This window comes from Rhizobium sp. BK112 (assembly GCF_014193215.1).
Lineage (GTDB): Bacteria > Pseudomonadota > Alphaproteobacteria > Rhizobiales > Rhizobiaceae > Rhizobium > Rhizobium anhuiense.
Genome location: NZ_JACHYZ010000001.1, coordinates 490,174 through 508,734, shown reverse-complemented (window position 1 = coordinate 508,734; position 18,561 = coordinate 490,174). Strand labels below are relative to the sequence as shown.

At 60.3% G+C, this 18,561-nt stretch carries 24 protein-coding genes and 1 tRNA gene; 10 read left to right on the top strand and 15 right to left on the bottom strand.

Annotated elements, in window-relative coordinates:
• The first annotated feature begins 165 nt into the window (after positions 1 to 165).
• Positions 166 to 1,425 carry an AGE family epimerase/isomerase gene (locus FHT75_RS02415; protein ID WP_063474580.1) on the top strand — a complete coding sequence of 420 codons (1,260 nt, stop codon included), beginning with the start codon at positions 166 to 168 and terminating at the stop codon, positions 1,423 to 1,425.
• 3 nt (positions 1,426 to 1,428) lie between these two features.
• Here the strand turns inward: FHT75_RS02415 and FHT75_RS02410 are convergent, their stop codons facing one another.
• The 8 genes from FHT75_RS02410 to FHT75_RS02375 form a co-directional block, all read right to left on the bottom strand.
• A complete protein-coding gene (locus FHT75_RS02410; protein ID WP_028756351.1) occupies positions 1,429 to 2,052 on the bottom strand; it encodes a DUF2799 domain-containing protein in 624 nt (207 codons plus the stop codon).
• A gap of 132 nt (positions 2,053 to 2,184) precedes the next feature.
• Positions 2,185 to 2,682: a heme-degrading domain-containing protein gene (locus FHT75_RS02405; RefSeq protein ID WP_028756352.1), complete on the bottom strand. Its 498-nt coding sequence runs from the start codon at positions 2,680 to 2,682 to the stop codon at positions 2,185 to 2,187.
• A gap of 96 nt (positions 2,683 to 2,778) precedes the next feature.
• Positions 2,779 to 3,390, bottom strand: coding sequence for a flavin reductase family protein (locus tag FHT75_RS02400; RefSeq protein WP_028756353.1), 612 nt, complete (start codon positions 3,388 to 3,390; stop codon positions 2,779 to 2,781).
• A 3-nt stretch (positions 3,391 to 3,393) separates the two neighbouring features.
• Positions 3,394 to 4,137 (bottom strand): aspartate/glutamate racemase family protein, encoded by a 744-nt coding sequence (locus FHT75_RS02395; RefSeq protein WP_028756354.1) that lies wholly within the window; start codon positions 4,135 to 4,137, stop codon positions 3,394 to 3,396.
• Between the two features lies 1 nt (position 4,138).
• Entirely contained in the window at positions 4,139 to 4,960 is an 822-nt protein-coding gene (locus tag FHT75_RS02390; protein WP_047611022.1) for an ABC transporter permease, read from the bottom strand.
• Between the two features lies 1 nt (position 4,961).
• Positions 4,962 to 5,876, bottom strand: a complete 915-nt coding sequence (locus tag FHT75_RS02385; protein WP_028756356.1) for an ABC transporter permease — start codon at positions 5,874 to 5,876, stop codon at positions 4,962 to 4,964.
• 254 nt (positions 5,877 to 6,130) lie between these two features.
• Complete coding sequence (locus tag FHT75_RS02380) at positions 6,131 to 7,429, bottom strand: PotD/PotF family extracellular solute-binding protein (protein ID WP_047611023.1); 1,299 nt, start codon at positions 7,427 to 7,429, stop codon at positions 6,131 to 6,133.
• A gap of 53 nt (positions 7,430 to 7,482) precedes the next feature.
• Positions 7,483 to 8,571 carry an ABC transporter ATP-binding protein gene (locus FHT75_RS02375; RefSeq protein ID WP_028756346.1) on the bottom strand — a complete coding sequence of 363 codons (1,089 nt, stop codon included), beginning with the start codon at positions 8,569 to 8,571 and terminating at the stop codon, positions 7,483 to 7,485.
• A gap of 267 nt (positions 8,572 to 8,838) precedes the next feature.
• Here FHT75_RS02375 and FHT75_RS02370 point away from each other — a divergent pair, with 267 nt between their 5' ends.
• Positions 8,839 to 9,549, top strand: coding sequence for a GntR family transcriptional regulator (locus FHT75_RS02370; protein ID WP_132572645.1), 711 nt, complete (start codon positions 8,839 to 8,841; stop codon positions 9,547 to 9,549).
• Between the two features lie 64 nt (positions 9,550 to 9,613).
• Here the strand turns inward: FHT75_RS02370 and FHT75_RS02365 are convergent, their stop codons facing one another.
• Positions 9,614 to 10,027, bottom strand: a complete 414-nt coding sequence (locus tag FHT75_RS02365) for a DUF4174 domain-containing protein (RefSeq protein WP_097542124.1) — start codon at positions 10,025 to 10,027, stop codon at positions 9,614 to 9,616.
• Positions 10,028 to 10,196: 169 nt separating this feature from the next.
• Complete coding sequence (locus tag FHT75_RS02360) at positions 10,197 to 10,580, bottom strand: hypothetical protein (protein WP_028756343.1); 384 nt, start codon at positions 10,578 to 10,580, stop codon at positions 10,197 to 10,199.
• Between the two features lie 357 nt (positions 10,581 to 10,937).
• Between FHT75_RS02360 and FHT75_RS02355 the strand changes: the two genes are divergently transcribed.
• Together FHT75_RS02355 and FHT75_RS02350 are read left to right on the top strand one after the other, a co-directional pair.
• Positions 10,938 to 11,144, top strand: a complete 207-nt coding sequence (locus FHT75_RS02355) for a hypothetical protein (protein ID WP_028756342.1) — start codon at positions 10,938 to 10,940, stop codon at positions 11,142 to 11,144.
• Between the two features lie 24 nt (positions 11,145 to 11,168).
• Positions 11,169 to 11,408 (top strand): DUF2934 domain-containing protein, encoded by a 240-nt coding sequence (locus tag FHT75_RS02350; RefSeq protein ID WP_028755998.1) that lies wholly within the window; start codon positions 11,169 to 11,171, stop codon positions 11,406 to 11,408.
• 710 nt (positions 11,409 to 12,118) lie between these two features.
• On the opposite strand, the gene FHT75_RS02345 is transcribed toward FHT75_RS02350, so the two are convergent.
• Positions 12,119 to 12,313: a hypothetical protein gene (locus tag FHT75_RS02345; RefSeq protein WP_018242928.1), complete on the bottom strand. Its 195-nt coding sequence runs from the start codon at positions 12,311 to 12,313 to the stop codon at positions 12,119 to 12,121.
• A gap of 123 nt (positions 12,314 to 12,436) precedes the next feature.
• On the opposite strand from FHT75_RS02345, the gene FHT75_RS02340 reads away from it, so the two are divergent.
• The 3 genes from FHT75_RS02340 (at position 12,437) to FHT75_RS02330 (ending at position 14,523) form a co-directional block, all read left to right on the top strand.
• Positions 12,437 to 13,162: a LuxR family transcriptional regulator gene (locus tag FHT75_RS02340; protein WP_028755999.1), complete on the top strand. Its 726-nt coding sequence runs from the start codon at positions 12,437 to 12,439 to the stop codon at positions 13,160 to 13,162.
• A 507-nt stretch (positions 13,163 to 13,669) separates the two neighbouring features.
• On the top strand, positions 13,670 to 14,335 hold the full coding sequence (locus FHT75_RS02335) for an acyl-homoserine-lactone synthase (protein ID WP_097594206.1): 666 nt from the start codon (positions 13,670 to 13,672) through the stop codon (positions 14,333 to 14,335).
• Positions 14,332 to 14,523: a hypothetical protein gene (locus FHT75_RS02330; protein WP_028756001.1), complete on the top strand. Its 192-nt coding sequence runs from the start codon at positions 14,332 to 14,334 to the stop codon at positions 14,521 to 14,523. Before FHT75_RS02335 ends, FHT75_RS02330 begins: the two co-directional genes overlap by 4 nt.
• 101 nt (positions 14,524 to 14,624) lie before the next feature.
• Here FHT75_RS02330 and FHT75_RS02325 read toward each other — a convergent pair whose 3' ends face one another.
• Positions 14,625 to 14,993 carry a response regulator gene (locus tag FHT75_RS02325; protein WP_028756002.1) on the bottom strand — a complete coding sequence of 123 codons (369 nt, stop codon included), beginning with the start codon at positions 14,991 to 14,993 and terminating at the stop codon, positions 14,625 to 14,627.
• A gap of 201 nt (positions 14,994 to 15,194) precedes the next feature.
• On the opposite strand from FHT75_RS02325, the gene FHT75_RS02320 reads away from it, so the two are divergent.
• Positions 15,195 to 15,270: transfer RNA gene (locus FHT75_RS02320), tRNA-Ile, on the top strand.
• A gap of 677 nt (positions 15,271 to 15,947) precedes the next feature.
• On the opposite strand, the gene FHT75_RS02315 is transcribed toward FHT75_RS02320, so the two are convergent.
• Both FHT75_RS02315 and FHT75_RS02310 read right to left on the bottom strand, forming a co-directional pair.
• Complete coding sequence (locus FHT75_RS02315; RefSeq protein ID WP_082849686.1) at positions 15,948 to 16,259, bottom strand: hypothetical protein; 312 nt, start codon at positions 16,257 to 16,259, stop codon at positions 15,948 to 15,950.
• A gap of 329 nt (positions 16,260 to 16,588) precedes the next feature.
• Positions 16,589 to 17,293, bottom strand: coding sequence for an FkbM family methyltransferase (locus FHT75_RS02310; protein WP_028756004.1), 705 nt, complete (start codon positions 17,291 to 17,293; stop codon positions 16,589 to 16,591).
• 337 nt (positions 17,294 to 17,630) lie between these two features.
• On the opposite strand from FHT75_RS02310, the gene FHT75_RS35710 reads away from it, so the two are divergent.
• Positions 17,631 to 17,825 carry a hypothetical protein gene (locus FHT75_RS35710; protein ID WP_080759842.1) on the top strand — a complete coding sequence of 65 codons (195 nt, stop codon included), beginning with the start codon at positions 17,631 to 17,633 and terminating at the stop codon, positions 17,823 to 17,825.
• 102 nt (positions 17,826 to 17,927) lie between these two features.
• Here FHT75_RS35710 and FHT75_RS02305 read toward each other — a convergent pair whose 3' ends face one another.
• Positions 17,928 to 18,116 (bottom strand): hypothetical protein, encoded by a 189-nt coding sequence (locus FHT75_RS02305; RefSeq protein WP_028756005.1) that lies wholly within the window; start codon positions 18,114 to 18,116, stop codon positions 17,928 to 17,930.
• Between the two features lie 253 nt (positions 18,117 to 18,369).
• Between FHT75_RS02305 and FHT75_RS02300 the strand changes: the two genes are divergently transcribed.
• Positions 18,370 to 18,516, top strand: coding sequence for a hypothetical protein (locus FHT75_RS02300; protein WP_164735911.1), 147 nt, complete (start codon positions 18,370 to 18,372; stop codon positions 18,514 to 18,516).
• The last annotated feature ends 45 nt before the right edge of the window (positions 18,517 to 18,561 follow it).

Genomic DNA, 18,561 nt, shown 5'->3' with positions numbered 1-18,561 from the left:
ATCTTTATGTCAATATATGCCTATCGATTTCGTGCTTTGCAAGGCTACAGCACCGCGCGCCTTTTCAGACGCGCAAAGGACGGCCGATGCGATAGACCGATGACAGGCTTGCTCGACCTCTATATAGGCGTTTGCAACGCTTGTGCACGAAATCGGAGGAGCATCATGGCACCCGCAACCGGCAATGCCGCGCTTGGAAACTGGACGACCCGCGCCTATCATCGCGACTGGCTGCTCAACCAGGCGAACGGCCTCTTCGATTTCTTCCAGCACAATTCGGTCAACCCCAAGGGCGGTTTCTACGATCTCGACGACCAAGGCAGGCCTCTCGACGCCGAGGGCCAGGTTCGCGGCATCCATATTGCCGCGCGCGCCGTGCATTGCTTCTCGATCGGCGCCCTGCTCGGCCGTCCGGGCGCTGCCGACGTCGCCGACCACGGCATGAACTATATCTGGAACCATCATCGCGACCGGAAAAACGGCGGCTATTTCTGGTCGCTTAACAATGACGGTCCGGTCGATTCCAACAAGCAGGGCTATGGCCATGCATTCGTGCTGCTGGCCGCCTCCTCCGCAAAGACCATCGGCCATCCGCTTGCCGACGGCATGCTCAATGATATCACCGAGATCCTCAACACAAAGTTCTGGGAAGCCAAGCACGGCGCAATCGCGGAGGAATTCACCGCCGACTGGCAGCCGCTCGACGGCGGCGCCTATCGCGGCCAGAACTCCAACATGCACCTGACCGAAGCGCTGATGGCGGCCTTCGAAGCGACCGGCGACAGGCAATATCTGACCAAGGCCGAAAGCATCGCCGATCTCGTCATCCGCCGCGCGGCCGGTTCGGTCGACTGGCGCGTCGCCGAGCATTTCGACGCCGAATGGAAGCTCGACAAGACCTATTATCATCCGAACGAAATGTTCCGCCCGGCCGGCACGACGCCCGGCCATTGGCTGGAATGGGCTCGCCTGATCCTGCAGCTCTGGGCGCTCGGCGGCAAACGCATCGAATGGATGCCGGATGCGGCGAAGGCGCTGTTTGCCCAATCCATGGCGCTCGGCTGGGACAACGACAAGGGCGGCTTCTTTTATACGCTCGACTGGGACGACAAGCCCGCCAAGCGCAATAAGCTCTGGTGGCCGGCCTGCGAAGGCGCCGCTGCCGCCCATTTCCTCAACGAACATCTGCCGAGCGATTTCCACGAGGAGAGCTACCGCAAGATCTGGAACGTGATCGAGCGCGCCTTCATTGACCACAAGAACGGCGGCTGGCATGAGGAACTGACGGAAGATCTCGTGCCCTCGCACTCGCTCTTCCCCGGCAAGGGCGATATCTACCACGCGCTGCAGGCCTGCCTCATTCCGCTCTTCCCGGCAACCGGCAGCCTGACGAAGGGCATCGCCGAGGCCAATGGCAAGCTCTGAGCTTCAGTAACCCGGCGCCGGCAGTTCGGCGCTCGGGTTGCGCTGGAACCATTCGACATCCTCGTTGACGCGGTCGAGATCGTCCTGCACGTCGCGCTGGTCGCGGCGGATGTCGTGCATGTCGTCTTCCAGATCCTCGATCCGCCGGCGCAGTTCCGACCGGTCGCCATCCTTGGCATCCCTCAGCTTGTCGGAAAGCTCGTCAATGCTCATCTCCTTGGAGCTATAGTCGTTCTGCATCGAGTTGAGGCGTTCCTGCAGCCCGTGCTGCTTGCTGCCGAGGTTGAAGCCGCGCAGGAACCCCGGCGCGGTTTCCGGTGGGCAGACATTGGCATAGCCGCTGCCCGCCTGGCCGCGTGAAAGCCCGCTGAGCGGCGTGCAGTAGCGCACCAGGCCCGCTTGATAGCCCTGGAACCAGATCGACTGATCGGGGATGATCTTGACCCGTTCGCAGGATTTCGCATGGGCGGCGAAACGCTGCTGCGGCTCGTAGCCCGCCGCCCCGTCACTCTCACCGATCACCCGCCAGTCGGCGGCGACGCATTCCTCCTTGGACAGCGTGTTGCAGGAGGCAAGGAAAAGGCCGAAGCCGACAATGGCGGCAAGCGCAAGAAACAAGCGGATCATGGCGTCCCGGGGTAAAATAGGAGTGCGATGCCGCAGCTTAGCCGCAGGATAGGGCCGCGTCACCGGAGCGGCGACACGATTTTGCAGTTTTCATGGCTTTTTTCTGTCAAAATTACGGCAGGAAAGGTCGCATCAGAGCGGCGGGGCAAGCCGCAACGTATCCAGATCCTTCGCCAGCATCAGCGCCAGTGCCTCGACCGCGAGATTGTGGTCGTCGCGCTGCGGCAGGCCGGAGACAGTGACGGCGCCGATGCAACCGGTGCCCTTGACGTTGATCGGAAAACTGCCGCCATGCGGCGCATAGTCGGCGCCATCAAGCCCATTGTCTTCGACCGTCTTGCCGTCCTTCTGCAACTTCAGGCCGGAGGCATAGCTGCTGCGGAAATAGCGCAACACCATGTTGCGCTTGCGGCGGACCCAATTGACGTTATCGGGCGTCACGCCAGGGAGTGCCGCGTAAAACACCGGCATCGAATGCAAGGTCACATCGATCGCGATGCCGAGGCCGCGCTCGGTGGCGAGTTCCTGCAGGAGCTTGCCGAGCTGCCATGCCGTCGTCAGGTCGAAAGCGTCGAAGCTCAGCGCTTTCTCCTGCTCCGCGATCCGGCTGAGATCGTTCTCGATTGTCATGGGTAAGCGCTCCTCTGCCGCGATAATCCGTGCAGACCATTCGCGCGGGAGCCGAAAAAGTAAAGCAAAACTTGGGCCTATGGCCTATCGCACCCGTCAGAGCTTCGGCGTCAGCATCTCGAAACGGTCGCGGATGGTGGCGCAGGTATCGCCGCCGAGCCTTGCAATCGCATCGACCGCTGCCGGATCGACATGCAGCCTTTGCGGATCGACGACCCCGTCGCGGTAATGCGCATAGACGATCTCACCCATGACGATCTGCCGCGAGCGGCCGAGTTCCAGCGTCACATGCCGCCGGCATTCGAAGGCGGCCGGCGCCTCGGCGATGAAGGGCGAAGCGACCTTCTCGCCCGGCATCGCCGTCAGCCCCGCCTGCTTCAGCTCGTCGACGCCGCGCGGATATTTGGCGCCGCAGACATGCATCGCCTCGGCGATGGCGAAGGAGACGATATTGACCGTGAACACCTCGGTCATGCGGATATTGTGGCCCGTGTCCTTGAACGACATGTCGGCATTGTTCTCGACCCCGATCGCAAGGATCGGCGGATCGGCAGAAAGGCAGTTGAAGAAGCTGAAGGGCGCGGCGTTGATCCGGCCGTCCTCATCCACCGTCGTCACCAGCGCGATCGGCCGCGGGATGATCGTGCCGATCATCAGCTTGTAGCGTTCGCGCTCGCTGAGCTGTTTGAAATCGAAGGAAACGGACATGGCTCAGCCGGCTTTCCGGACTGGCGCAAAACCGCTCATCGCCCCGCTGAAGGGTTTCGGCAGCGGCGAGGCATAGGAGCCGCGCTTGCTGGTGGAAAGCCCGAGCGACACCAGCGCCTCGGCCTGCTTGACGGCGGCCGCAACGCCGTCGACGACCGGCACGCCGTAGATCTCCTGCAGCTCGCGCGCCAGATCGGTCATGCCGGCGCAGCCGAGCACGATCGCCTCGGCGCCGTCCTCTGAAAGCGCCCGCTCGATCTCGGCCCTGAGCTTGCCGATTGCGCCCGAGGCCGCATCTTCCAGCTCCAGCACCGGGATGTCGGAGGCCCGCACCTTGGCGCGCTCGCCCATGCCGTAGCGGCGCACGAGATTGTCGATCAGCACCCGCGAGCGCTCCAGCGTCGTCACCACGGTGAAGCGCTGCGCCAGGAATCCTGCCGTCACCACGGCGGATTCGCAAAGCCCGAGGATCGGCACATCGGCAAAGCTCCGTGCCGCTTCGAGCCCGGTATCGTCGAAGCAGGCGATCACAGCCGCGTCATAGCCGACCGCCTGCCGCTCCTGGAGTTCAGAGAGCAGACCGGGGATCGCCAGCGCGCCGTCGTAATGTCCCTCGATGGAAACCGGCCCCATGCGCGACGTCGCGGCGATGATCTCCGTGCCGGAGGCTGCCACCGCACGCGCGGCGGTCGCGGCCTTCTCGGTCATGGAGGCCGTTGTGTTCGGATTGACGATGAGGATGCGCATATCAGTTTATCTTTGCCTGCCGCCGGCTGAGCATCATCATGATGCCAAGGGCGATGAGAATGATGGTGAAGGAAAACAGCGTCGTCACCGTGCCGAGCGCATAGAGCACCGGCGTCGTGACGTTGGTCGTCATGCCGTAGATTTCGAGCGGCAAGGTGTTGTAGCTGCCTGAGGTCATCAGCGTGCGGGCAAATTCGTCATAGGAGAGCGTGAAGCCGAACAAGCCGACGCCGATCAGGCTTGGCGCGATCATCGGCAGCACGACATGGCGGAACGTCTGCCAGGAGCTGGCGCCGAGATCGCGCGCCGCCTCTTCGTAAGCCGGCGAGAAACGGTTGAAGACGGCAAACATGATCAGCACGCCGAAGGGCAGCGTCCAGGTGAGATGCGCGCCGAAGGCCGACGAATACCAGGCGGGCTTCAGCCCTCCCTGCTGGAAGACCACGCCGATGCCGAGCGAGATGATGATCGACGGCACGACGAGGCTTGCGACCGTGGCGTAAAACAGCGCGGTCGAACCGCGGAAGCGGCGGCGGAAGGCAAGCCCGGCAAGCAGCGACACGACGACCGTCACCGCCATCACCATCAGCCCGAGGGTGAAGGAACGGCGGAACGAGGCGCCGAAATCGCCGACCGCCTGCTTCTCGAACAGGTTGAAGAACCAATGGGTGGAAACGCCGTTCATCGGGAAGGTCAGGCCGCCGTCCGGTCCCTGGAAGGAGAGGATCAGGATCGCCGAAAGCGGGCCGTAGAGAAACAGTACGAAGATGATGAAGAAGATCGCCAGCAGATAGAATTGCAGGCCGCGTTTTTCGTGGTTCATCTCAAAGCTCCTTGCGGATGTCGACGACGCGCAGGATGGCCGCGACCATCAGGAGCACGACGGCGAGCAGCACCACGGCATTGGCGGCCGCTGCCGGATATTGCAGCAGCGACATCTGGTTCTTCATCATCAGCGCCACCGAGGCGCTCTGGCCGCCGGACATCACCTGAACCGTCGAAAAGTCGGCCATGACGAGCGTCACGACGAAGATCGTGCCGATCGCCATGCCGGGCTTGGCGAGCGGAATGACGACGTTCCACAATATCTGCCAGCCCGACGCACCGGCATCGCGCGCCGCCTCGAACAGCGACCGGTCGATGCGCATCAGCGTGTTGAAGATCGGCGTCACCATGAACAGCGTATAGAGATGCACCATGGCGAGCACGACGGCGAAATCGGAATAGAGCAGCCATTCGATCGGCTGCGGAATGATGCCCATTTTGATCAGCGCCGAATTGACCAGGCCGTTGCGACCGAGCACCGGGATCCACGAGATCATCCGGATGATGTTCGACGTCATGAACGGCACGGTGCAGACGAGGAAGAGGATCATCTGCGTTGAGGTCTTGCGGATGTGGAAGGCCAGGAAATAGGCGACCCAGAAGCCGATGACGAGCGTCAGCGACCAGACGATCGCGGTGAATTTCAACGTGTTGAGATAGGTCTTCCACGTCACCCACGAACCGAGCGTGTCGGTATAGTTCATGGTGAGGAAATCGGGGTAGAGACCGGCGAAATCGTAGTCCCAGAAGCTGACGACCGCGATCATGGCGATCGGCAGCAGGAAGAAGAAGCCGAGAATGGCGAACAGCGGCGTCGCCTGGAGATAGGATATCGCCGATGGGGAGAGCCTCAGTCCACGCCCGCCGCGCGCGCCCTGACCGTCCTCCTCCGTTTCCGCTGCGATGGTCGCCATATCCGGTTCTCCGTTCTGATTACGTCAAGTGGAACGAAGGTGCGTGCCACCCCCTCATCCGCCTGCCGGCACCTTCTCCCCGCTGGGGGAGAAGAGAATCGCGGCGGCGTCCGGGCCACCTGCTTTCCGACAGGGAGGGCTCAAAGGACCCCTCCCCAACCCTCCCCACAAGGGGGAGGGAGTTCTCTGCCGCACCGCCTCCGGACTCCCTCCCCCTTGTGGGGAGGGTTGAGGAGGGGAAAACGGCAATCGCATTACGCAGCGATGAACTCGTTCCAGCGGCGGACCATGTAGCGGTCCTCGTCCATGACGGAGTTCCAGCAGGCGACCGCGCCCATGCGGGCTTCGAAGGCTCCGCCGTCGCGAACGGCGCCGGCCTTTTCCATGACCTTGCCTTCAGGCGACAGGATATCGCCCTGCGCCGGCTTGCCCTCGATCCAGTAGCCCCATTCGTCGGCTGTCATGAAGTTCTTGGCCGTTTCCATGCAGGCGGAATAGTAGCCCTGGCGGTTGAGGTAGCCGCCGACCCAGCCCGACGTGTACCAGTTGATATATTCGTAAGCCGCATCGAGCTGCGCGCCCTTGAGGTGCGAGGCAAGGCCGAGGCCGCCGCCCCATGCGCGGTAGCCTTCCTTGAGCGGCTGATACTTGCAGGCGATACCCTTGGAGCGGACGGCGGCGACGGCCGGCGACCACATGGACTGGATGACCACTTCACCCGATGCCATCAGGTTGACCGATTCGTCGAAGCTCTTCCAGAAGGCGCGGAACTGGCCGTCGCCCTTAGCCTTGATGAGGAATTCGATCGTCTTGTCGATCTCTTCCTTGGTCATGTTGCCCTTGTCGGCATACTTGATGTTGCCCATAGCCTCCATGATCATCGCAGCATCCATGATACCGATCGACGGGATGTTGAGGATCGAGGTCTTGCCCTTGAACTTCGGATCCATGATGTCGGCCCAGCTCGAAATATCGCGGCCGACGAGATCGGGGCGGATGCCGAGCGTATCGGCATTGTAGATGGTCGGAACCATCGTCATCCACTGCGTCGGTTCCTTGGCAAAGGTCTTGGCGCCCGGAGCCTCGACGAAGCCGACCGTGTGCGGCGCCGTGCCCTGGGCGATGACGCTTTCCGGCTTCAGCTTGCCGTTGATGAACAGCGGCACGATCTTGTCGTAATATTTCAGCTTCTTGACGTCCATCGGCTGCAGGACGCCTGTCGGGAACACCTTCTTGGCGATCCAGTATTCGATATCGGCAATGTCGTAGCTGTCGGGCTGGGTGACGGCGCGCTGGGCGGCGGCGTCGGAATCGGTCGCCGTCATCTCCAGCGTGATGCCGAGATCGGCTTTGCACTTCTCGGCGATGGCGTTGATGTTGGAAACGCCGGTGCCGAACTGGCGAAGCGTGATGTTCGTCTGCGCCCAGATTGTCGGAAAGCCGGTGATGGCGCCGGAGCCGGCGATGGCGCCGACGGCGGCAGCGCCCGTCTTCAGCAGTGTGCGGCGGGACAGACCCTTCTCCGCCTTGGTCGATGTCGTTTCAGTCGTCATGTCAGTTCCCCTTTTCTTGATATGGAAGGTTCATGGTTCTTGATGGTGATGGCTCACGCCGAGGAGCGGCCGAGAAGCACGGCATCCTCGAGCGCCCAGCTGAGCGCGACGGTGTCGCCGACGGCGACCGGCCGGGCGAAATAGTCGCCGTCGTCTGATATGACGGTGAAATCGTCGCTGCCGGCGCCGATAACGGTGATCTTCACGGAAGAGCCGCGATATTCGATGTTGGAGACGATGCCGTTGAAGCCGAGCGTCCATTCGGTCGCCACCTGCAGGCGCACGCGATCGGTGCGGATGCCGATATCGACGCGCTCGCCGACCTCCCTGCCCGTCCCGCGCACGGAAAAGCTCTGCCCCTCCGGCACCGTCATGACCAGCACCCCGTTCTCGCTCGATGTCACCTGGCCGGACAGCACATTGTGATCGCCCATGAAGCGCGCGACGAAGGCCGTCGCCGGCCGTTCGAAGACCTCGCGGGGTGCTGCGGCCTGCTCGATCCGGCCGTCGTTCATGATGACGATGACATCGGCGAGCGCCATCGCCTCTTCCTGGCTGTGGGTGACGTGCACGAAGGTGATGCCGAGCGACTTCTGCAGCTTCTTGAGTTCGGCGCGCATGCGGATCTTCAGGAACGGATCGAGCGCCGACAACGGCTCATCGAGCAGCAGCGCTTCCGGATCGGTGATCAGCGCGCGCGCCAGCGCCACGCGCTGTTGCTGGCCGCCGGAAAGCTGGGCCGGACGCCTGCTGGCATAGGCCTCCATCTGCATCAGTTTGAGCATCTCGCGCGCCTTCGCCCGCCGCTCCTGCTTGTCGACGCCTTTCATCTTCAGGCTGAAGGCGACGTTGTCGATCAGGTCGAGATGCGGGAACAGCGCGTAGGACTGGAACATCATCGCCGTGCCACGCCTGGCCGGCGGAAAGTCGGTGACCACGACATTGCCGAGCCGAATATCGCCCGACGAAATGCTCTCGTGGCCGGCGATCATGCGCAGCGTCGAGGTCTTGCCGCAGCCCGACGGGCCGAGGAAGCAGCAATAGGAGCCGGCCGGAATTTTCAGGCTGATCGCATGGACGGCCGTCGTCGCGCCATAGACCTTCGAAACGGATACTATATCGATCTCTGCCGCTTTCGACATCATGCCTTCCCCTGTTCGAAAAAGACGATGCATCTGCCGTGCCAAATGCAGTTTTCTGCATCAAACCGTTGCGAAATAAGGATTTTATATCAACAGAAGTTTCAAGGGCGAATTATAGGCAGAACCGCATCTGCTCACGATTTAGGCTATCGTGCGCGATTTGTGCAAAAGATCGTATACAATTTCAGCGTCACTTCGGGCACAAATTCTATTTAACTTTTGCCGCGAACACGGATATGGTTTGCCGACCATCAGGAAATCGATTTCATGAAATCCGCTGCCAAGGCTCAGCAGGCCGACGACTCCGCCGAGACCGGCGCGCAACAGATCCGCGATGCCATTCGCGAAGCGATCGTCGAGCGCAGGCTCTCGCCCGGTACCAAGCTTTCGGAAAGCGATGTCGGCAATCTCTTCAATGTCAGCCGCACGCTTGCCCGCGCCGCCCTGCAGGCACTCTCCTATGAAGGCCTCGTCAGCGTCGAGAAGAACCGCGGCGCTTTCGTCGCTTATCCCTCGCCGGATGAGGCGCGCCAGATCTTTTCCGCCCGCCGGCTCGTCGAACCCGGCATATTGCGCGAGGCAGCCGCCCGGATCACGCCGGATGACATCGCCCATCTGAGACAGCTGCTGCTGGAAGAAGGCCGCCTGATGAGCGAGCGCGGCCAGACGGCGCGCCGAGCCGAGATCAAGGCATCGGGCGATTTTCACCTGACGCTGGCGGCGATATCCGGCAATGCGATCATGCAGCGCTTCATGGAGGAACTCGTTGCCCGCTCATCCCTCGTCATTGCGCTCTATGGCCGGTCGACCGCATCGAGCTGCGGCCACTCCGAACATGGCGACATCATTTCGGCGATCGAAGTCAAGGAACTCGACCGCGCCTGCCAGCTGATGCTGCATCATATCGCCCATATCGAGGCCGACCTCGATCTGCGCGAACGCAAGAGCCTCGGCCTCAAGGAAGCCTTCGAGCTCTGAACACGCAAAGGGGGAGCGCAGCTTTCGCCACCCCCGCTTTCGTTTCAGACCGAAGGCTGAAGCCTTACCAGGGTGTCTGCTTCGGCAGCGTCTCGAAGGCCGCGAAAATTTCCTCCGCGGTTTGCGGCTCGCTCGACCGCAGTCGGACGGTTCCGTCGCGCTCAATCAGGATCAGGCCGAACTCACCGGCCGGCGGTCCCTGCAGCCGCGCGCGAATATCGTCGGCATCGAGCTCCCAGTCATCATCGAACAGCGCGAACGCGCCGCCGCCGGCAATGGTGAATACCTCGACGTCTTCCTCGATGAGGCGCATTTGCGCCTTGCGCAGCCATTCGTCCTGAATGATTGGACGGTCGTCTTGCGCGTCGGCGAAGATGATCAATACCCGCTTCCTGTCGCGAAACTGCTCCAGCGATTGCGGAAGCTCCGGCTCATGCCTGGATGCGCCGATGATTTCATGAACGATGGATTTCAGCATGATGCTCGTTCCTCGGCCGTCATCACTACAGAATTGCGCGTACAGAATTGCGCGTCCGAAGACGCGAGGCGCCGTAGTGGCGGGCTGTGCGGACTAAACGGCTGGGGATGAGCGAGGTTCCGCCAGAAAGCGGAAAAGGATCGCAGCCATGGCCGCGATCCTCGTCCTGTCAGTCGCGGCTCTGGTCTTCGGCCGCGTGGGCCGAAACGGCGACGAGATCCGCCGTGCCGTTGGCGAGAAGGCGCTTGCGCACCAGCACGCGCATGACGCGTGCCGCCGTCGAGAAGGTCATCTGGTCGAGCGGGCCTTCGCCCTCCCACGGCTTGGTCAGCCGTTCGGTGACGGCGCCGACGATATTCATCGGCACGATGTCGGTGCATTCGCGCATGGCTTCGAAAACGAAGCTGATGGGGATGATCCGTCCTTCGTGGGTCACGATCGGCTCGGTCAATTCGCTATCCCATTCCTCGAAGGCATAGAGCGCTTCGCGGAACAATTGCTGGAGGGTAAACGGCGCGTGGCCGTTATGAAGTGGCGGCAGTGCATTCATCATGTCTGTCTCCTCTTGTTGGATTGAAGCCAAGTCCTCCGGTATCGGTCGGCATCAACGCGGGAACGGAAAATATTGCCCCTGCGGACCGAATAACACGATTGATTCTATAGAGTAACGTGCCGGGGATAAAGCCATTTATCGGCCGCCGCGAAAGCCAATTTCATAACCGGCTGAAATTCCTGCATTTTTTAGGCGAAATTTTCTCAGGCAGCACCCTTTTGGAAAATTCATGCCACCCGCATTCAGGCGCCCCAAAACGGTACGACGAGGCGAAAAAACCCTGAAAAATCACGGAACCTTTGTCGTTGTAATTTGTTTTGTTCTCATAATTCACAAAACAGTCTGGGGTTATCACCAATGACGCAAATCCGTGAGCCGGAGCGCCGAAGCAGAATCCTGCGCGGCCGCCCCTATAGCCTTGATGAATTCGCTTCCAAATATGGCCTGCTGAGCGATCAGGCCGAAAGCCTGTTCACCCGTTTCGGGCCCTCCTCTATCGAACTCGACCTGCTGATGGCAGCCAAACGCCGGTCGCCGGTTCTGCCGGACAGAATTGCCGAATAACACTTTGACGAGTGGAATGGATAGATGAGCGACAGACGCCACGAATGGATCAGCAAAAGAGCTTACGCGATCTGGGAAGAACAGGGCCGGCCCATTGGCCGCGACGACGAACACTGGCGCCAGGCGGTTGCCGAACGCGATGCGCTTGAGCGCACGAAGGCCTCTTCCGATGGCCGCGAGGTGCTGGTGAAGTTTCGCCCGAGATCGCAGCAGCCCGAAATGCCGCGGCAAGACTGGGTCAATCCTTCCACAATGGTCGGCTGACCCCCTATCCCAAGCCGGCTTCAGCCGTTCGGCAGTGCTCGTCCATTGCCGGAGCCCCCCGTGGCGGCCTCGTCCTTAGAGCCCCTGCGGCGCGCATCAGGATGAGGGGGAGAGGCGTCGCCGCTTGCCTCCCCGGAGAGCAGAACGGCAAGCCAGACTCTGCACGGCACCACTCAGTACCACACGGCATACCGATCGCCCGCCTGCCACACGGCCGCCGATCAGCCGCTGCCACGCCACACACCAATCAACCCTCATCCTGAGATGCGCAGGCCGAAGGCCGGAGCCTCTAAGGACGGAGGCGGGTGATGGGTGCTGCGGCCGCATGTATAGCCGGAGCGGACCCCGGTGGCCGGCCTTGCTCTTCGGAGCCCTGGCACTTCAGGATGGAAAGAGGGCTCGGCTTGCCTTTCGCAAGAGAGCGTCAGCGACGGCACAGCGCAACCGTTTCCACAAACATCATCGCTCCCTCCGCAAAGTCTCCATCAATCGTTTCGAAACAAGTCGATGAAATAATGCGGATTTCTTAACCATAGATCCAGAACGCAAAGTCCGATCCTTTCACCGCCAAATCGAATCACGACATGAATGAAGACGTATTCATCGGCAGTTTTGCAGAGCAGAAATGCTGTGGGATTTGCCTGCCGGCCGGCGTGGGTGTCATGCCTGAATTGCGGAGAAAAGGCTGAGCCGTTCGGGAAGGCCGATCGTCAGAAAGCGTTGGTTTCCTGGCAGAGCGCCCGGTGAACCTCGGTCCAGAACAGTGCCAGCGGCCTGTCGCCGTTGCGTTCGGCAACGAGGGCGCGGATCAGCGCTTCGGAGCCTGCCATGTCCTGCCAGCTGGATTTCAGGCCCTTGGCGGCCTGTTGGCATTCGGCAATCTCGAATGGTCTCTTGCTGTCCATATGAGGTCTCCTCATGACAGGCGCTAGCAGATGGGACCCGAATTGTCATTCCCCGCATATGTGGGGATGCCTTGTATTTATGACGGCCCTCGCGGTAGGATTGAGGGAATTGGGGCAGTGGAAATGATTGAGAATACCTATAGCGAAAAGTTCGAGTCCGCTTTCGAACAGATCAAGGCCGCGGCCAATGTGGATGCCGCGATCCGCATTCTGCAGGCGGAATATGGCCTCGATTTCGTCACATACCATCTCGCCCAGACCATCGCCAGCAAGATCGATTCGCCCTTCGTGCGCACCACCTATCCGGATGCCTGGGTCTCCCGCTACCTCCTGAACAGCTATGTGAAGGTCGATCCGATCGTCAAAGAGGGCTTCGAACGCCAGCTGCCCTTCGACTGGAGCGAGGTCGAGCCGACGCCGGAGGCCTATGCCATGCTGGTCGACGCCCAGAAGCACGGCATCGGCGGCAACGGCTACTCCATTCCCGTCGCCGACAAGGCGCAGCGCCGCGCCCTGCTGTCGATGAATGCCCGCATACCGGCTGACCAATGGGCCGAACTCGTCCGCCGCTGCCGCAACGAATGGCTCGAGATCGCTCACCTGATCCACCGCAAGGCCGTCTACGAGCTGCATGGCGAGAACGATCCGGTGCCGGCACTGTCGCCGCGCGAAATCGAATGCCTGCACTGGACGGCGCTCGGCAAGGACTACAAGGATATTTCGCTCATCCTGGGCATATCCGAGCACACCACGCGCGATTATCTGAAGACCGCCCGCTTCAAGCTCGGCTGCGCGACGATCTCGGCCGCCGCGTCGCGGGCCGTGCAATTGCGCATCATCAATCCCTAGAGCCTTTCCTGGTCAGATTGAAGCATTCTGTTGGCTCAAACGGAGTCGGATGGTCGACCGGCCGGCGCGCGTCGTAGCCCAGTTCTACGGCCAGGCCGACCGGTCGATCAGCCGGCCCGTTTCAGCCAACCCTCCCGCAGATTTGCTAGGCAAATCTGCAGGACTTTAGAATCGCCGGACGCACCTATTGCTTCGCATGGCGAAGCAGTGCGGCCGGTGGGCCGGGCATCTCTACGCCAGGATCAAAGGCGATCGGCTCGGACGTACCAAGAGGTATGCCCTTCGCCAAGCGCCTTTGCCCTGACGAAAACCTGCTCCGGCAGAATGCTTCAATCTGGCCAGGAAAGGCTCTGGCGCGTTTTTTGGCGCATGTCGTGATCACAAAATCTCACTTTTGCGCGGCAGGCTCTGCCCCCCTCATCTGAGGGGGCCCATCTGAGGGAATTTCCGATCCGGCCCGCCTGAACCATTCTGCCTTCCACGAACTTGAAAACGCTGGAGGGCAAAATGTTCGTTATCATTCAGGCACATGAGTATCAGAAATACGCTGCCGTACTCGACCAGATGTTTCGCCTGCGCAAGAAGGTGTTCGCCGATACGCTCGGCTGGGACGTGCCCGTCATCGGCCCTTACGAACGCGACAGCTACGATTCGCTGGCTCCCGCCTATCTCGTCTGGTGCAACGACAACCGCACCCGTCTTTATGGCGGCATGCGCCTGATGCCGACGACGGGCCCGACCCTTCTCTACGACGTGTTCCGCGAGACCTTTCCCGATGCCGCCGATCTCATCTCCCCCGGCATCTGGGAAGGCACGCGGATGTGCATCGATGAAGAGGCGATCACCCGAGATTTCCCCGGCATCGATGCCGGCCGCGCCTTCTCCATGATGCTGCTTGCGCTTTGCGAATGCGCGCTCGATCACGGCATCCATACGATGATTTCCAACTACGAGCCCTACCTCAAGCGCGTTTACAAGCGCGCAGGCGCCGAAGTGGAAGAACTCGGCCGCGCCGACGGCTACGGCAAATATCCCGTCTGCTGCGGCGCCTTCGAAGTATCGGACCGCGTGCTGCGCAAGATGCGCGCCGCCCTCGGCCTCACCCTACCCCTTTATGTCAGGCACGTGCCGGCTCGCTCGGTCGTGACCCAATTCCTGGAGATGGCAGCATGAACCGCCTCGCTGAAACCGCCACGCAGAAGGATATCGGCGCGCTGGAACGCCATGTTCTCGCATCCCGCGACCTCGCTACGCAGATAGGGGATCCCTTCCTCTCCTATCTCCTCTCGATGGCGCTGTTCACGATCTACGAGAAGAAAGCCCATCACGAGAACGAGGCGCTGAAGAGCAGCTTCAGCTGAGGGCGCTGTTCCCCTCCGCCGTGCCTGAAGACGAGCCATGTCTCCCGGCGCCTCGCGCGCAGCCGCAAGACCAGTCCCCGTTTTGCGGCTGCGCGGTGTTACTACGTCATCAGGGAATTGATCGTCGAAATCAACGTGTCGTGCATATAGGGCTTCGGCAGGAAAGCGGTATTGGCGGGTAGCGCCATCGGATCGAGCCGCACCATGCCCGAGGTGATGATGATGCCGATGTTCGGCCGCATCGCCCTCACCCGATTGGCAAGCTGGAGACCGTCCATCGAGCCGGCCATGTTGACGTCGGTGAACAGGATATCGACATCCTGCCTGCCCTTCAGCACCACCAGCGCCTCATCGGCATTCGCCGCCTCCAGCGCCACGTGGCCGACATCCTCCAGCACATCGAGGATATTGAACCGGATCATCGGCTCATCCTCCACGATGAGCACCACGGCACTGTTCAAAGCCACCATCTGCGATCGCCCTTTTCATGCGGAAGGTCACTTGAATAACTGTGGTCCGCGCGGGAAGCTTCCAGTGGCTGCCCACGAAATATGCATCGTCCACAGATGCGTGCGCTCTCCGCTTGTGGCTCTTCCCGATTTGCGTTAGAGCGGAACCCGTGCCGCGGGAACCATTGCCCCGGCACCCAAGCGCCGGACACCCGGCGCCAAGGGCCTGTAGCTCAATGGTTAGAGCCGGCGGCTCATAACCGCTTGGTTGGGGGTTCGAGTCCCTCCGGGCCCACCATTCAACTCTCTAAGATCCTATTTTTCCTGCATATATTTGCGTTCAAGGTCCCAGCTTTCAAGCTTAGACCCACCGAGTTAGACATTTTAGTTCTCGTTCCGATCCGGCAAGAGGAGCTTGGCGCCGTCTCCGGCTAGCTTCTTGCGACGTGCTGCGCGGGTGTAACCATCTGAATATTGCCTTGAGCTGATCGCTAGTCGCACCGTTTTTTTTGCGGCGATCGAGGCTCCGGCCTTTCGCGGACAGGGCATAGCACCTTGTCCAACCATATGATCGAGCAGAGTGGCGCCTATGCCGACACAAGCCGCGGCGGCCACGCAAACAGGGCATGTTGGTCAATAGCCGCCGGTTGGTAAGGCTGACGGCGCGCTATGGTAGGGCTTCCGTTTTGCTGCCGCCGCGATGATCGACTGGACGGATCGGCCGAGCAACTAGCGCACTTCAGAGCGCGTGTCGGACTTCTCGTCGTACCGCGGTTATTGCGCCCCCTGCCTAGCTCTAAATCAGCAGCCCCCTAATCCTTGCGAAAATTCACGAGGCGCATAAATTCAATCTATCGGATAGCTTTTGCTGGTGACCACGGATGTACTGGCACCGTGCGATGCAATCAAAGAAAGGTCGGCGCGAGCATTCGCCCGACCTTTCTTTTTATAGGTTGGCGCCCGTGGCAGTGCCGACTAAAAATCGAAATACACAGTCACTCCTGACCGACGACGATAGGAGTAATCGTCGCGATAGCCGTAATAGTCGCGATGACCGTAATACCGCGGACGGTAGCACGAGCCATAATACCTGCAGTCGCGGTGGGCGTATCGCTGTTTCCAGTGGCGATTTGCATGCCATTTCCCATGTTTCCGGTGTTTGACCTGCTCGACGTCTGGGGTGTGCAGTTGTGCTGCGTTCGGCACGACAATCGGCGTGGCGTTTAGCGGCAGGGCGAACGATGCAGACAAGACAATGGCTGCAAGTGACGAAAAAAGCATCTTCATCGGATCATCCTTTCAGGCTTCGATTCTGGGTTAACAAGGATTAACCTCCGATGAACGCGCGCTTCTCAGAAAAACACCGGCCGTTGAACTTCCTTCGGCTCGGCGGACGTGATTTTTTGGAATTTTGACACGAGGTTCCCGAATTTTTGAAAAGCCCAATCAGGTCTTAAGGACGGCTCAAGGAGCGTTTAAACCGTTCTCAAAGGGCCGGCAAAATATCCTCCCGCCCGAGGTCCAATCCCGTCCGATTTCCGAGCGCTTTGCCGCGACGCGCCAGCGGTCATTGCCGCTGAAGGTCGGCCGGCGGGGGGTGGGCACACTAAGTGCGCTTATAGATCGTCGCGGATAGAAAAAACGTAGTTGTAAGGCGTTCCGGAAGAGCCTTTCCGGACCTCGTCGATCGACAGGGAACGAAATTTTCGATCTTTCAGGCAATATACAGAATATCCAAACGGCTTAAGATAGTCGATCACACTGCCGACAGCGTTGGGTCGATGTCGGTCTTCCGCTTCGATAAGCAGATTTGGGCGATCCCGGTGCAATATAGCCTCCGCGCCTTCGAGTACTTTTAGTTCGTGCCCTTCAACGTCGATCTTGATGAAGCCTACAGTGTCGAACTGATAGCTATCCAGGCGCCGGGTTGGAACGGAAATTTCTTCGACATTTTGCGTCGAAAGCCTATTCTGCTCCTCAATCGTGGCGCAGCCATCCATGCGCTGATCACTGGGGATCCGCATCGTTGCAACGCCAGCGCTGTCGGAAAGTGCGACCTGCTCCACCCGAACCGACGAACCAAGCGCGGCCTTCAGAAAAGCTACCATGTTAGGTTGAGGCTCGAAGGCGACGACATTGCGCGCATACTTGGTCAAGAACCAAGAATAGACACCGTAGTTCGCACCTATATCGATGGCAGTCTGGCTCCGACGGCATAATCGATCGAGGATCCGAAGCTCGGGCTCACCATGGCGCCATTCTCGTGAAGCGCGCGTCCATAGCCTGAACCGAGGTGGCGCAATCTTAGCAATATGAAGCATGTAGGCTCCCGGTAACTCGAAAGCATGTGCTATCCACTCGTCGAGCGGCGTGCCCCTGTTTCTTCACCTTCCGTGAATTGGCAACCAGTGGCTAGATCATCGATAGTTGATGCCTTGCGTGGCCGTTTCGCCAAGCCTAGTTCTTTAGGTGAAGCCGACGTAGCCGTGGATCCCTTCTGCAGGCATGGCCAAACAACCTTGATCGTGGCAGCAAGCGCTTGCGAAGGGGTTTTCAACAAATAACAAAATCTTGATCGGCAACGACAGTTATCAGGACGCCTCTTCGGCCCTACTTGCCACGAGTATACGGACACGTTGGACAGTGAAGGGTGGGGAGATGCTTCAAACTCGCAAACTATCGGGGGCCATGACAGCCGTCTTCGTCATTGCCATGTCGGCATCGGCCTGCACCACGAGCCCAAACGACTCGATGCAAACGGGCTCGGTCGGGTATACCGCCCGGAGCGCTGACTTTGACCTCCGGCCTGCCTGCCGCGATGGATTCGGCAATGATCGTCCGTGCAGCTATTAGCGCGGGAAAAATTGGAAGTCTGATTGCAGCGATAGTTCGCCTCCAGCGATTGCCAGTCAGACGACTTCATCCGGCGGCATCATGCCCGATCGGCGCAGATTTCTAATAGCTGCAAGAACGCCCATCGCTCGGCCTGAACCCACCACCGCAGGCTGGGTTGAGCGGCAGATCCTCGTGGTAGTAGCCGATCGAGGAGGTTTGGTCGACGCTTCCGGACGAAGTGCAGGCCGAGATGATCGAGGCAAGGCTGATCAGCGTTCCGGTCGCGATAAATGCGAAAAATCGGTTCATCTGAGCTTCTCCTTCGGAGGGGTATCGTTTTACCCCAAGCGGGCAATCTACCACGCCACGGCGACGACAGACGAGGATTTATCGTGGCCGACCGGCCTTAGCGGCCCGATCTAACGCCAATGTGATCAGCGTGCAGGCCATCTCCTCAAGCCATGCACTGTCGCATAACTGTCATGTGAAATTGCCCATTGTTCCGGCAGTCTGGGCAAAATATATGCTGTCGGCTAACAAAAAAAAGAATGAGTGAATTGCCATGAGTGCCATACAGAGACTTTTCCACCGCAATCTCCTGACCCGCTTCGTCTCCGGTCTCGGTGCGGTTCCCCAGCGCATTCGCGCCGCACGCGAAGAGCGCCAGCCCGCCATCCATCCATCCTTCATGGACGATTTCGGCGCCTAAGCGTCCAATACATTCCCCGGCCAACGGGTAGGGAAACGCCCCTAC

Coding starts and splice junctions, on each gene's coding strand:
- FHT75_RS02415 (WP_063474580.1), top strand. CDS start 166: ATGGCACCCGCAACCGGCAATGCCGCGCTTGGAAACTGGACGACCCGC.
- FHT75_RS02410 (WP_028756351.1), bottom strand. CDS start 2,052: ATGATCCGCTTGTTTCTTGCGCTTGCCGCCATTGTCGGCTTCGGCCTT.
- FHT75_RS02405 (WP_028756352.1), bottom strand. CDS start 2,682: ATGACAATCGAGAACGATCTCAGCCGGATCGCGGAGCAGGAGAAAGCG.
- FHT75_RS02400 (WP_028756353.1), bottom strand. CDS start 3,390: ATGTCCGTTTCCTTCGATTTCAAACAGCTCAGCGAGCGCGAACGCTAC.
- FHT75_RS02395 (WP_028756354.1), bottom strand. CDS start 4,137: ATGCGCATCCTCATCGTCAATCCGAACACAACGGCCTCCATGACCGAG.
- FHT75_RS02390 (WP_047611022.1), bottom strand. CDS start 4,960: ATGAACCACGAAAAACGCGGCCTGCAATTCTATCTGCTGGCGATCTTC.
- FHT75_RS02385 (WP_028756356.1), bottom strand. CDS start 5,876: ATGGCGACCATCGCAGCGGAAACGGAGGAGGACGGTCAGGGCGCGCGC.
- FHT75_RS02380 (WP_047611023.1), bottom strand. CDS start 7,429: ATGACGACTGAAACGACATCGACCAAGGCGGAGAAGGGTCTGTCCCGC.
- FHT75_RS02375 (WP_028756346.1), bottom strand. CDS start 8,571: ATGTCGAAAGCGGCAGAGATCGATATAGTATCCGTTTCGAAGGTCTAT.
- FHT75_RS02370 (WP_132572645.1), top strand. CDS start 8,839: ATGAAATCCGCTGCCAAGGCTCAGCAGGCCGACGACTCCGCCGAGACC.
- FHT75_RS02365 (WP_097542124.1), bottom strand. CDS start 10,027: ATGCTGAAATCCATCGTTCATGAAATCATCGGCGCATCCAGGCATGAG.
- FHT75_RS02360 (WP_028756343.1), bottom strand. CDS start 10,580: ATGATGAATGCACTGCCGCCACTTCATAACGGCCACGCGCCGTTTACC.
- FHT75_RS02355 (WP_028756342.1), top strand. CDS start 10,938: ATGACGCAAATCCGTGAGCCGGAGCGCCGAAGCAGAATCCTGCGCGGC.
- FHT75_RS02350 (WP_028755998.1), top strand. CDS start 11,169: ATGAGCGACAGACGCCACGAATGGATCAGCAAAAGAGCTTACGCGATC.
- FHT75_RS02345 (WP_018242928.1), bottom strand. CDS start 12,313: ATGGACAGCAAGAGACCATTCGAGATTGCCGAATGCCAACAGGCCGCC.
- FHT75_RS02340 (WP_028755999.1), top strand. CDS start 12,437: ATGATTGAGAATACCTATAGCGAAAAGTTCGAGTCCGCTTTCGAACAG.
- FHT75_RS02335 (WP_097594206.1), top strand. CDS start 13,670: ATGTTCGTTATCATTCAGGCACATGAGTATCAGAAATACGCTGCCGTA.
- FHT75_RS02330 (WP_028756001.1), top strand. CDS start 14,332: ATGAACCGCCTCGCTGAAACCGCCACGCAGAAGGATATCGGCGCGCTG.
- FHT75_RS02325 (WP_028756002.1), bottom strand. CDS start 14,993: ATGGTGGCTTTGAACAGTGCCGTGGTGCTCATCGTGGAGGATGAGCCG.
- FHT75_RS02315 (WP_082849686.1), bottom strand. CDS start 16,259: ATGAAGATGCTTTTTTCGTCACTTGCAGCCATTGTCTTGTCTGCATCG.
- FHT75_RS02310 (WP_028756004.1), bottom strand. CDS start 17,293: ATGCTTCATATTGCTAAGATTGCGCCACCTCGGTTCAGGCTATGGACG.
- FHT75_RS35710 (WP_080759842.1), top strand. CDS start 17,631: ATGCTTCAAACTCGCAAACTATCGGGGGCCATGACAGCCGTCTTCGTC.
- FHT75_RS02305 (WP_028756005.1), bottom strand. CDS start 18,116: ATGAACCGATTTTTCGCATTTATCGCGACCGGAACGCTGATCAGCCTT.
- FHT75_RS02300 (WP_164735911.1), top strand. CDS start 18,370: ATGAGTGCCATACAGAGACTTTTCCACCGCAATCTCCTGACCCGCTTC.